This is a genomic window from Elusimicrobiota bacterium (genome assembly GCA_018816525.1).
Taxonomy (GTDB): domain Bacteria; phylum Elusimicrobiota; class Endomicrobiia; order CG1-02-37-114; family XYA2-FULL-39-19; genus OXYB2-FULL-48-7.
In genome coordinates, this window is record JAHIVV010000083.1 from 1 (window position 1) to 12,207 (window position 12,207).

Annotated in this window: 13 protein-coding genes and 2 tRNA genes; 12 read left to right on the forward strand and 3 right to left on the reverse strand. The window is 37.6% G+C overall.

Going from position 1 to position 12,207, the window contains the following annotated elements; translation table 11 throughout:
• Window positions 1–527: hypothetical protein (locus tag KKH91_08025; protein ID MBU0952751.1), on the reverse strand; the 527-nt coding region annotated here is incomplete at its 3' end.
• The gene (locus KKH91_08030; protein ID MBU0952752.1) at window positions 524–2,413 is read right to left on the reverse strand and encodes a tetratricopeptide repeat protein; all 1,890 of its coding nucleotides are present in this window, start codon (window positions 2,411–2,413) and stop codon (window positions 524–526) included. The genes KKH91_08025 and KKH91_08030, both read right to left, overlap by 4 nt.
• A gap of 112 nt (window positions 2,414–2,525) precedes the next feature.
• Between KKH91_08030 and KKH91_08035 the strand changes: the two genes are divergently transcribed.
• From KKH91_08035 to KKH91_08080, 10 genes are all read left to right on the forward strand, one after another.
• The gene (locus KKH91_08035) at window positions 2,526–2,726 is read left to right on the forward strand and encodes a hypothetical protein (protein MBU0952753.1); all 201 of its coding nucleotides are present in this window, start codon (window positions 2,526–2,528) and stop codon (window positions 2,724–2,726) included.
• A 28-nt stretch (window positions 2,727–2,754) separates the two neighbouring features.
• Window positions 2,755–4,362, forward strand: a complete 1,608-nt coding sequence (locus KKH91_08040) for a glycosyltransferase family 39 protein (GenBank protein MBU0952754.1) — start codon at window positions 2,755–2,757, stop codon at window positions 4,360–4,362.
• 2 nt (window positions 4,363–4,364) lie between these two features.
• Window positions 4,365–5,006 carry a phosphatase PAP2 family protein gene (locus tag KKH91_08045; GenBank protein ID MBU0952755.1) on the forward strand — a complete coding sequence of 214 codons (642 nt, stop codon included), beginning with the start codon at window positions 4,365–4,367 and terminating at the stop codon, window positions 5,004–5,006.
• 79 nt (window positions 5,007–5,085) lie between these two features.
• Entirely contained in the window at window positions 5,086–5,646 is a 561-nt protein-coding gene (locus KKH91_08050; protein ID MBU0952756.1) for a hypothetical protein, read from the forward strand.
• Between the two features lie 27 nt (window positions 5,647–5,673).
• On the forward strand, window positions 5,674–6,057 hold the full coding sequence (locus KKH91_08055) for a tetratricopeptide repeat protein (protein MBU0952757.1): 384 nt from the start codon (window positions 5,674–5,676) through the stop codon (window positions 6,055–6,057).
• Window positions 6,058–6,107: 50 nt separating this feature from the next.
• Window positions 6,108–7,205, forward strand: a complete 1,098-nt coding sequence (dprA, locus tag KKH91_08060; GenBank protein ID MBU0952758.1) for a DNA-processing protein DprA — start codon at window positions 6,108–6,110, stop codon at window positions 7,203–7,205.
• Window positions 7,202–9,103 carry a type I DNA topoisomerase gene (topA, locus tag KKH91_08065; GenBank protein ID MBU0952759.1) on the forward strand — a complete coding sequence of 634 codons (1,902 nt, stop codon included), beginning with the start codon at window positions 7,202–7,204 and terminating at the stop codon, window positions 9,101–9,103. The genes dprA and topA overlap by 4 nt, the downstream gene beginning before the upstream one ends.
• Window positions 9,096–9,992 (forward strand): tyrosine recombinase XerC, encoded by an 897-nt coding sequence (xerC, locus tag KKH91_08070; GenBank protein MBU0952760.1) that lies wholly within the window; start codon window positions 9,096–9,098, stop codon window positions 9,990–9,992. Before topA ends, xerC begins: the two co-directional genes overlap by 8 nt.
• A 19-nt stretch (window positions 9,993–10,011) precedes the next feature.
• The gene (locus tag KKH91_08075; GenBank protein MBU0952761.1) at window positions 10,012–10,917 is read left to right on the forward strand and encodes a hypothetical protein; all 906 of its coding nucleotides are present in this window, start codon (window positions 10,012–10,014) and stop codon (window positions 10,915–10,917) included.
• Window positions 10,918–10,995: 78 nt separating this feature from the next.
• Window positions 10,996–11,241: a response regulator gene (locus KKH91_08080; GenBank protein MBU0952762.1), complete on the forward strand. Its 246-nt coding sequence runs from the start codon at window positions 10,996–10,998 to the stop codon at window positions 11,239–11,241.
• Between the two features lie 68 nt (window positions 11,242–11,309).
• On the opposite strand, the gene KKH91_08085 is transcribed toward KKH91_08080, so the two are convergent.
• Window positions 11,310–11,392 (reverse strand) — tRNA-Leu (locus KKH91_08085).
• Window positions 11,393–11,483: 91 nt separating this feature from the next.
• Between KKH91_08085 and smpB the strand changes: the two genes are divergently transcribed.
• Both smpB and KKH91_08095 read left to right on the forward strand, forming a co-directional pair.
• Entirely contained in the window at window positions 11,484–11,942 is a 459-nt protein-coding gene (gene smpB / locus KKH91_08090) for an SsrA-binding protein SmpB (GenBank protein ID MBU0952763.1), read from the forward strand.
• 7 nt (window positions 11,943–11,949) lie between these two features.
• A tRNA-Ser gene (locus KKH91_08095) sits at window positions 11,950–12,039 on the forward strand.
• The last annotated feature ends 168 nt before the right edge of the window (window positions 12,040–12,207 follow it).

Here is a 12,207-nt window from a genome sequence, read left to right on the forward strand (position 1 = left end):
CAAGCCAGGTTAATTCCTGAATCTGTCAGTCTTTTTACAAGCTGAAGCGCTTTTTTCTTGAAATCATATTCAAAAACATAAGGCGTTATTGATACTATCAGGTTCACCATCAATTGGCCGCTGCTTTTGGCCTCGCGAAGCACCAGATAGCGCAGGATACCGGCTTGTTTTTTCATATTGTAAACGGGTATCTTGTTTTCTACCGCCCATTTTCTTGTTGCTTCAAGAACAGCGCCGGTTTTTGAAGAAAAAGCGGTACATTCCTGCAAATCTACAACTTCATTATATTGGCCTTTTTTATGCAGGCCAAGCAAAGGCTTGCCATTTTCTTCGCCAAAAACGAATTCCATTTTATTTCTATAGAATTGTTGAGCAGGGGAAGGGGTAATCTGCTTGATTGAATCTTCAGACGATCCTATGGATTTAAAAATTGACTGAACCTGGCGCTGTTTCGTTTTTAATTGTTCTTCGTAAGGTATGTCCTGGAGGGAACAGCCTCCGCAGGTACCGAAATGCCGGCAGGTCATTCTCTCATCCTTTTTAGATAGACAATCGCTTTTTCGTTACCCGGGTCTTTTTTCAATACAAAATCGAAATGTTTTGCAGATTCTTCCAATTTTCCATCCAAATAAAGCAGTATACCAAGATTGAGGTGCGCATCAGGCTGGCCGGGCTTTATTTCAATTGATTTTTTATAGCACTCTATGGAGTCTTTTCTGTTATTTACATAAAAAAGCACATTTCCAAGATTGTTATAAACCCCAGGAAGATTTGGGTTTATTTGCAGGGCCTTTTCATAACATTCTATGGCTTTCGGGAAATTTCTTTCCTTAGAATAGCTCCAGGCAAGTTTTTCATAAATTTTGGTTTCATTAGGGTATTTTTTTTGCAATTCCAGGAGTTCATCCAGTGTTTTAATCGGTTCAAACAGTTTTTCGTCAAAGAAATCAACTTCCCGGGAAAGAAGTTTCTGGGCCAAATAAGGGCGTAATATCAAAGGAAGCAGGCCCGTTCCTTCAGGTAAAGGCTGGATATCCAGTTTATTCGCTGAAAAATCATAGTGTAATAAGGAAACAAAGTGAATTTTTGGTTTTTTATCAAGCCCGATAATCCCGAAAATAAAAAGTGATAATATCATTAAAGTGATTTTTGCATTTTTCTTCAGATTGAGAGGTATTATATAAGCCGAGTTTTCAAATGAATAAAGCAAGCCTATTACCAAAAAGAGATAAAACGCAGATATAATAAAGCGCATGTCTACTGACCCGATATTCTGAATCAGTACCCCAGCCGCGCTGCACAATAGCCCTGCTAGGATGTAGGCTTCATTAGAATTGCGGTTTTGATTGAATGTTTTCAGTCCCGGCCTGAAAAAGCTGAAAAGTATCCAGAAAAATATCCCAAAGCCGATAATGCCTGTTTCAGCAAGCAGTTGTACATATTCATTGTGGGCGTCGTTAATAATTCTTTGGGACTGGGGCCAGATGGCAAGTAAATCCTGTGAAGCGAATTTAGGAAAATTTATATGGAAAGTCCCCGGCCCTGTTCCGAAAAGCGGGGAATGCATCCACATGGATAATGTATCGCGCCAAATTAAGAGGTGCGCCTGCTGCCTCAGCCAGACATCGTGTGTTAAAATTGCAAAAATTACTCCTAAAAAAATTGAGATCGAGATAAATATTATCTTTAATTTTGTTGATTTTATCATCAATATGATAAATAGCAGTATTGATATAAAAAAACCTATCCAGGCGGCCCGGGTTTGCGTGAAATAGAGTGTAAACAATCCGATAATAAATATAGCCGCAACCACAAGTTTACTTACAAATATAAGCAGGGAGCGCTTTTTATTCTGGTTTAAATAAAAGAAAAATCCAAGCAAAATGGGCAGGAAAAATACCAGATGAACAGCAAAGAAAATAGGATTGCCGAAAGTTGATGCTGCCCGTCCCATCTGGGGCACGCTGAAAACGAATTTGGCCAAATGAATATCTCCAAAATGCTGCAAGAATCCGTATAGCAGGGCTATTGAAGAGCCCGCAATCAGGCTTACCAGGATGGTATTCCTTAAAGTTTTGTTTTTCTCGCAGTCTTTACCCAAAATGTTACAGGATAGAAAATATATTGAAGAACAAATAAGCATGCGTTTAAATTCATTAAAAGCAACAGATTTATTTTCACTTAGCAGGTAAGCAATCGAAATGTACAGTATATATATGATTATAGGGAAATTAAGGTTGGTTTTGCGGATTTCAATTTTTCCTTGTTGAATGGTTCTTATCAGCCAGGCAAATAATAAACAGAAAAGCCCCAATTCTATTACAAGCAATTTCGGCCTGATAATCTGCATGTCAGGGAAAATAGGATCCAGAAACAAGGTTAAGGATAACAATAAAGGAAGAATGAAATTCATATATTAAAAAATACTAAATTAGCGGCGTAAAAGCAACCAGGCCCTGGTAGCTAAGAATTAAAAGTGGACAGTTTTAATTCTTAATTAACATTTTTGCGACAGGTACTTGTCAGTGAACTCTAATTCTTGTAAAATGTTAGCCATAGGGCCGCCTCCTTGGGTTCCGGAATATAGAAAAATTGAAATTGCCAACATGTACAAAAATACTATTCGTATGCATGAGAATATGAGAAAAACAAAAAAATATCCGGAGAAAATAGTTTACGGATTAGTTCAAGGAAAGGAAATTAAAGTTGATTTGACGTATTTATAGGCTACCGTTCGGTTGATAAGGGGATAGCATGAAATTTCAAAAAATAATGAAGTACATTCTGATCGGAGCCGCTGTATTATTTTATCTTTTTGCGGGTATAAGCAAAAGCGGTTTATTTGATGATGATGAAGCATATTATTCCGAAGTAGCCCGGGAAATGCTTGAAACAGGCAATTATGCGGTGCCTCATTTTAATTATCTGCCTTTTTTACATAAACCTGCGTTATATTACTGGTTTGTAAGCCTGAGTTATAAAGTATTCGGTATAAACGAATTCGCGGCAAGACTGCCGAGCGTGATTTTCATTTTAACCCTGCTGGTAATTATTTATTATTTTGTTTCAAGGTTATTTAACAGGACGACTGCAATAATGGCTGGTGTTATATTGATTGCAAATATTGAAATGATGGTTATATCAAAAGCTGCGACTATGGACGCTTTATTAATGCTTTTAATATCAGCAAGTTTGTTCTGCTATCTTGAAGCGTATTTTTCTGAAAATAAACGTTATTATATTGGTGTATACATTTTTAGCGCCCTGGCTGTGCTGACAAAAGGGCCCTCGGGATTAATTATCCCCGGACTTGTTATTTTTCTTTTTCTGGCATTTTCCAGGCAATTATCAAAATACAAAGAGATGGATTTGCTTAAAGGCGCAATTATTTTTCTGGTTATAAGCCTCCCCTGGTACGTACTTGTTACCGTGCTTACAAAGGGAGATTTTGCAAAAGATTTCTTTTTGTATCACAATATTGCAAGGTTTTCATCTTCTTTTGAAGGGCATTCGGGAAATTTATTTTATTACGCCGTGGTAATTCTTTTTGGATTTTATCCCTGGTCTTCTTTTTTACCGTCGAGTATTTTCAGGTCGATTAAAAGAGACAAAAAACTCTTTTTTATCCTTCTCTGGGCCGCAGTGCCTTTTGTATTTTTTACGTTAGCGCGAACAAAATTGCCGAATTACATCGTCCCTTCGTTTGTTCCGATAAGCATTTTGACAGCTAATTGGTGGAACGAATATAAAAATAACGACAAAAATTTTAAAATTGATATAAACATATCGCTGGTTATTCTATTTATTGTTGCTTTGATTTTTTGTGTTGTTTTTGGATTGAACGAGCAATTAATAAACATGGCAAAATCGAACTTTGATAACCCTTTTTTAATGCATGATATATCTTTTGGCATAGCCCCTGTTATTTTGTCGATTTTTTTGATATTATTGATATTATCATCCTACTTTTGTTTTAAATACGGTTTAAAGACTTGTTCATTTGTCGCTATAGCCCTGATAATGTTTTGTTTTAATTTTGTTATGGTTGAGTATGTAATGCCAAAGGGATGGTTTTATGTTCAGGGAGGGTTGTATGAGCTCTCCAATTATGTAAAAAATACCAGGGATGATTCAGTTGTTGTATATGCGCTGCAGCAGCCAAGTATTGTTTTTTATTCACAACGCAAAATAAAGTTTATTTCGCCCGAAGAAGATGCGCTGTTCGGGTTTATTATTGAAAACCATAAAATAGACGGCAGGAAAGTTTATGTTATCACGAAGAAGTCGCTTGTTGACAGACTTTTTCCTTACGGATTATCGGTGGTTAATAATACGGGGGGGTATTCACTTTTAAGTAACTAAAAATGCTAAAAAAAATTATTCCCGCAATTATTCTTACTGTTTTGTTTTCTGCCCCAGAACTATTTTGTGAAGCAAGGTGGGAAAAATTCAAATCTTCGTTCAATCATTTTGACGACAGGGCCGTTATTCTTATAAATCATTCAACAAATTCGGATGTTTGCGACGCATTTATGATAGTTATGACCATGATGGGTGACGGAATCGGTATTATTCCTATTATGGGCATAATTCTGTACTTTTATGACAGGAAACATTTTAAATTCAATTTTATTTTTTTTATTACCCTGCTTTTAATAGGGGGAGTTGTTGTTCAAATATTAAAATATCTTTTTAACAGGCCCAGGCCTCTCCAGCGAATAAGCGATATAAAATTACTTTCCGACCCTCTTAAAGAGCACGGTTTTCCTTCCGGCCACACTATGGCCATTTTTGCGGCTGCCGCGTATTTAAGCAAGAAAATAAAAAAATATGCCTGGTTATTTTTGCTTGTTGCTGTAACGGTCGGAATAAGCAGGATTTATGTAGGGGTGCATTTTTTAAGCGACGTGATATGCGGTGCGGTAATAGGCGTTTGTATAACGGAATTTTTTTGCTGGGTATTTAAAATCGAAAGCGATAAAAAACAAGCAGCTATTACAAGCTGACTAGTTATTGACTTACTGCGTTATAATTAAATACAATAATTATATTATTGAAACACATTCTTCATATAGTGAGGTAAAAATGTTAAAAAAATCTATTGTATTGTCATTTGTATTTGGTTTTTTCATAATGAGCGGTACCATGATACTTGCTGATGATGCTTCTGTTGAACAATCTACAAAACAGGAAACTCCGGAAGTTTCGCAGGAACAAATTCAAGAGCCTGCTGCGGGTGTTGTCCAGAAAGCTGTAGAAAAGCCGAAGGAAAAACTGAAAAAAGAGGAATCAAAACCAAAAGCTAAAAACAAATATTTCGAATCCAAAAGTTTTGTAGTTCCGTTGGATTTCCAAATGGATGGAAAAATTGTAGGGACAAAAGATGATAAAACATTAATTTCGCAGGGCGATGTTGTTTATGTGGACATTGGCGCTAATAACGACATTAAAAAAGGTACAAGATGCAATATTTACAGAAAAAAAGAAAAAATCAGGAACAGCAATGGCGACGCTATCGGCTACCAAATCATTAGATTAGGCATTTTGCAATTGACCGAAAATATAAATGAGGACAGTGCAACAGCGGTAATATACAAATCCTATGAACCGATAGTTAAAGGGGATTACATTCAGATAGCGAAATAGATTATTTTAATGTAATCAAAAACGGCCATGTTTAAAAAACTGTTTTTTTTAATATTTATCATTGTAGGCTTGTTTTATGGACTGAGATATTTAAACTCTTCAGGAAAATTGAGCGAGTATTTAGATTCTCACCCGAAGTGGGAATGGGTTCCAGGTTTTTATTATTATATCGGCCAGAACCAGGTAGTTTTTTCCAATTGGGATAGCGCAATATACAGATTCGAAAAAGTCGTAAAGCAATATCCTAACACAAAATGGGCGCCTATGGCTCAGTTTTCCCTGGCAAGGGTCTACGATGATACTGAACAAAAAAGAAAAGCTATTGAAGAATACCAGAAACTTATTGACATATACCCTGATTCGGTTGATTGCAACTTTGCAGAAAAACGCATTGGTCTGCTTAAAGGATAGAAAGCCCCCTTCCTAAAATTATGCCTTTGTCCGAACTAAAATCTCGTATTTTGCTGAACATGCTGCCTGAGATAAGCGTTATGCGTGCGAATAAACTTATTTCATATTATAATTCTGCTTCAAGAATATTCACAAGCAATATTGAGGAAATATCGGCTGCCGGCGAGCTGAATGAAAGTTTGGCTGTCAAAATCCTTACAAGCGTAGATAAAATAGATGTGGACAAAGAAATAAAAAAAGCTGATGAATTGGGCCTGGAAATATTAATTCCTGAAAACGATTCTTACCCGCAGCATCTGAAAACCCTGCAGGATTTCCCTGTAGTTTTATACGCTAAAGGAAAATTTGACAAAAACGACATTTATTCTGTTGCAATAGTAGGGACCAGAGAGCCGACAGATTACGGTAAAAAAGTAACTCAAAAACTTTCTAAAGAATTTGCAAATCTAGGTGTTACAGTTGTAAGCGGCCTGGCGCGCGGCATCGATACTGTGGCGCATACTCAGTCCTTGAATTCAGGAGGCCGGACTATCGCAGTACTTGGAAATGGAATGAATTTTCATTACCCTCCGGAGAATCAAATATTGGAAGATAAAATAAGCAAATGCGGTGCAGTTATAAGCGAATTTCCTTTAGACACTTCGCCGGACAGGTTTAATTTTCCAAAAAGAAACAGGCTTATTGCCGCGCTTTCATTAGGTACGATAGTTATTGAAGGCAGTGATAAAAGCGGCACCCTAATAACAGCAAAATTTGCGGCCGAACAAGGGAAGGATGTCTTCGCAGTCCCAGGAGATGTATTTTCCAAATATAGTTATGCGCCGCATTTTCTTCTTAAACAGGGTGCAAGGCTTATTGATAAAGCTGAAGATGTTATTGAAGAAATATCCGACTTAAATGATTGGCTTATACGAAGGCTGAAAATACAGGAAGAGCAAAGAAAACAACAGGAAGACCTTCCGGCTTTAATGAATAAGACGGAAGAAAAAATTATTAAGATACTTAGCAGCTGCATAGATGGTGTTAATATCGACAAACTTCAAAAACAAATTTGCTGCGGCTTTGGCGAACTTTCGCAATCTTTGCTGTCGCTTGAACTGAGGAAAAAGGTCAAATCTCTCCCGGGAAAGGTATATATAAAAATATGAATCTTGTAATTGTTGAATCGCCTACTAAAGAACGTATCATTTCGAAAATGCTTGACAAAAAAGATTATGTTGTAAAAAGTTCTTACGGCCATATAAGGGATTTGCCCAGGAAGTCGCTCGGGGTTGACATTAATGAAAGTTTCAAGCCGACCTATGTGACTCTTACCCGCGCGAAAAAAATAGTTTCTGCCCTGGGAAAATTGGCGTCAAAAGCCAAAAATATATTCCTTGCTACTGATTTTGACCGGGAAGGAGAAGCTATTGCCTGGCATTTGTTGGAAGCCCTTAAGCTGGATGAAAAAAAAGCGAAAAGGATTACTTTTCATGAGATTACAACAGATGCTATCAATGCCGCGCTAAAACATCCCAGAGAATTAGATTTAACGCTTGTAAATTCGCAGCAGGCCAGGCGGATACTTGATAGATTGGTAGGTTATAAACTTTCGCCTCTTTTATGGAGAAAGGTTGCTTCAGGCCTGTCTGCCGGAAGAGTGCAGTCTGTGGCCGTCAGGTTAATTGTTGAAAGAGAAAACGAAATCAAGAACTTTCAGTCTTCCGGGTTCTGGAAAATAAGCGTTAAACTTGACAAAAAGGGGACAGTATTCATTGCGGATCTTATTTCAAAAGACGGCAAAAAATACAATGAACAGGTTCCTTATGAATTGTTTGCCGAAAAATATACAAGCACAACCTCCTCGATGAAAACAAAGGAAGATTGTGACAAAATCGTTGAAGACCTGAAAAAAAATGAATACAAAGTTTCGGATGTAGTTAAAAAGAAAATCAGCCGTAATCCAAACCCGCCCTACACTACTTCAACGCTTCAACAGGATGCAGTCCGCAGGCTTGGTTTTTCTTCACAGCGTACCATGAGTATCGCTCAGACCCTATATGAAGGCATAGAACTTCCGGAAGGAGGCACCGGCCTGATAACTTATATGAGGACTGATTCTGTTAATGTGGCGAAAGTTGCCCAGGACGAAGCAAATAAATATTTAAAAGAAAAATTGGGGAAAGAATTTCTTCCGGAAAAACCGCGTATTTATAAAACCAAGTCGAAAGGTGCTCAGGAAGCGCATGAAGCTATCAGGCCTACAAACGTTTATCGCGACCCTGATTCAATTAGTAAATATTTGAATCCGGACCAATTTAAAGTTTATAAATTGATATGGCAAAGATTTGTGGCCAGCCAGATGGCAGAAGCCCGGTATGACGGTGTTAGTGTTCAGATTTCAGCCAATGGATATATATTTTCAGCAAACGGCAGAACGTTGCTATTTCCAGGTTTCCTAAAAGTACTCAATGAAATTGACGAAGAAAACGGGGAAAGCCTTGAAGAACAGCAAGAAAAGATTCTTCCTGAGCTTGATTTGAATGAAATACTGAAACTGGTTGAATTGATGCCGCATGAACATACTACAGACCCTCCGCCGAGATATAATGAAGCAAGCCTTATAAAAACACTTGAAAGACATGGAATCGGAAGGCCTTCCACATACGCGCCGACCATTGCAAACATATTAAACAGAAAATATGTTTTTTTTCAAAGCAGGAAATTTTACCCGTCAGACATTGGCGTATCAGTGAATGATTTATTGAAGACTTATTTCAGCGAAATAGTGGACATTAACTTTACCGCGAATATAGAAGAAAAACTTGATGAAATAGCGGACGGCAAAATTGACTGGGAAAAAGTCGTAAAGGAATTCTATGAACCGTTTAATTCAAAACTTGATATAGCAGAAACAAAAATAGAGGCTAAACAGAAGCCCATTTTAACCGATGTCAAATGCCAGCTATGCTCTTCGCAAATGCATTTAAGGACCAGTAGGTTCGGGAAATTTTATTCCTGTTCAAATTTTCCAAGATGCAAAGGCAAGAAAAATTTCGATGGATGATCTAGGCCTTTTAACAAAAAGATTTATCATTTCCCTTCGGCAAAGAAGTTTTTCTCTTAATACAATCCATGCTTACAAGCATGATCTGGAAGAGTTTGTAAAGTTCTATAATGAAAAATTTGAAGGAAATGCCGATCTTGAGAAATCTGCACGGTTAGTAATAAGGGCCTATCTGGCTTTTTTATCAAAATATAATTTTAGTTCTAGGACTATTTCGAGAAAGATATATGCCCTAAGGTCTTTCTTTAAATTTCTTTTGCAGGAAAATATAACCTCTTATAATCTCTTTAAATATATTTCTTCACCAAAAGTCAAAAAAAGCCTTCCTGTTTTTCTTTCAAAAGACGAGATAACCGGGTTGTTGGAAATCCCTAAAGATAAGAGTTCTTTAGGCCTGCGGGATCAGGTTCTTCTGGAAGTATTATATTCCTGCGGGCTCAGAATAAGCGAGCTCGTATCGCTTAATTTGGACAGTATTGATTTTTTTGGAAATACAGTAAGAGTTATAGGCAAAGGCAATAAGGAAAGAATTGTTCCAATAGGAAACGTTGCTTTAAAAGCGCTCTACAAGTACCTGGATTTGCGTAAAAAAATAATCGCGGACGCGAATGAAAAAGCGATGTTTGTGAACTACAGGGGCACACGTATTTCTGACAGGTATGTAAGAAAAATACTGAATAAATGGATAAGCGCTGCCGCAATAAATAAAAATATTTCGCCCCACGTGTTGAGGCATACATTTGCAACTCATATGCTGGATGCAGGCTGTGATTTGCGCAGTGTCCAGGAAATGTTGGGCCATCAAAGCCTGGCGACTACGCAGATTTATACGCATGTTACAACAGAAAGGCTGAAAAAAGTTTATGAAAAGGCCCACCCCAGAACGTAAATAAAGGAATATACCCAATATGGATGAAAAAATTATTCTCTTAATGGAAGAAACCGGCTGTGCTCAGGGTGAAGCCCAATTAGCGCTTGAATTGGCTAACAATAATTTTGAAAAAGCAATTCATACGGTAAAGAGCATCTTAAGAAATATTGCTGTTGTCAAAGGCAGGTTTTATATTGAAGATAAAAATCTCTATGGGTTATTTATAGCCATACTCGACAAGAGGGCTGAAAATTTAATCAGACTCACAAGCGTTGTTTCATACAATCCGATAGTCTATGAAACTGACCTTGCCAATGATTGGCATTTTATTGAAAAGTCTATCTATAATTACCGTCTTATCGAAGGCAGCGTGCCAAGCCTGACCAGGGATGTAGAATTACATTTTTATAATGAGATAGCTTCAAAAAAAGACAAACTTTATAAAGCTCTTGTAGACGGCGATAAAGACAAAATCAGCGAAATGCTTATTGAAAATTTTCCCATAGAGCAGACAAAACTGGAAATCAACGCGGAGGAAATAAATCTGGCACAATATCAACAGTCTGAAGACAACCCTGAATCTGATGATTTGGGGAAGGGTTCGATTGACTCAGAATCAAAAAGGCTTTTTATTGAAGCGCAACTAAGCGAGGACCCGGAAGGCAAGAAAGCAAAATATCTTTTACAGGATGAAGTTGTTCTTGCTCAGATTGTAGACAACCGCGAAATAGCAAGGTACCTTTCAAAGCTTTTAGGCGAAAAAGACATGGAATATATACCTGTAAGAGTGGAAGAAATTGAATTAAATAACCAGGAAATCATTGCAAGGCTGCACTTTTCTCCAGGGATAGCCGGTTATGCCAGGATAAAACCGCAAACAAGGGTAAAGGTTGTCAAAGAAATCCAAAAACCGCTCTGGAAAAAAATATTTGGCCTGCGCTAGTTGAAATACCCGCTAAATAAGTTGTATAATATGGTTAACGAAGAAGAATGTTAACATGTATCAAGTGCCGCTGAAGGTTTGAAACAAGTGGTAATGTATGAGCCGAACGTTATATTTCTCGATATACGCCTTCCTGACAGGGATGGGATAAAAGTTTTGAGGGAAATAAAACAGATTAATAAAAATGCGCCTGTTGTAATAATTACCGGATACAAAGAGGCAGAAAAGGTTATTGAGGCTTTCAGATATGGATCGGCTGATTGTTTGTTAAAGCCTTTTAATTTTGATTATATGAAAAATCTGCTTCAACAAATCTCGAAATAATTTCCAACCAAAATGCTGCAGGAAAACTGGGCGCGAGAGGAGTTTCAACTCCGATTCACTGAAATATTTGGGCGCGAGAGGAGTTGAACCTCCACAACCGTGAAGTTATTAGGTCCTGAACCTAACGCGTCTGCCATTCCGCCACGCGCCCATAAAAAGAACAAACCGCGAGTTACTTATATAAAAAAAGCTTATGAAAGTCAACTCGTTGAATACATTTGTCCGCCGAAGGGCTAAAATCCATGGATAGAAAAATTGTTGTAACGAACAGGAAATTTTTTCACGATTATAACAGCCTTGAGCACTATGAGGCCGGCCTTATTCTTTCCGGTTCAGAAGTTAAATCTCTCAGGGACGGAAAAGCAAGCTTGCAGGATAGTTTCGCCAGGGTTGAAAAGGGCGAAATGTTTGTATATAATTTACATATAAATCCTTATTCTTTTTCTGGGCATAACAGCCTTCAGCCGAAAAGAAAAAGAAAGTTGCTGCTGCATAAAAAAGAAATCGATAAATTATTCGGGAAGACCACACAGAAAGGGTTTTTATTGATTCCGGTTGAAATATATTTCAATAAAGACGGTTTAGCCAAGATGACTTTAGCTTTAGCAACAAGAAAGAAAGGCCCCGATAAAAGAGAAATGTTGAAAGAAAGAGATCTTGAACGCGAACTTAGAAGGGACACCAGCCTAAAAAGAAGATAAATTAGCGGGAGAGGTGGGTGAGCGGTTGAAACCGCTGGTCTCGAAAACCAGTCTCGGGTTTACCTGAGCGCGAGTTCGAATCTCGCCCTCTCCGCCAATTTTTACATTCAGCAGATTTTTTCTTCTTTTAAGCCAGTCCTCTGGAATTCTCCGAGCGTAAGCTCGAGAGATGGATAACATTCCAATATCTTCGTATAATTGGAGTATGGAATATAAACGGCTGAGCCATAGTGTTTACAAATGCGATTATCATATTGTTCTTGTA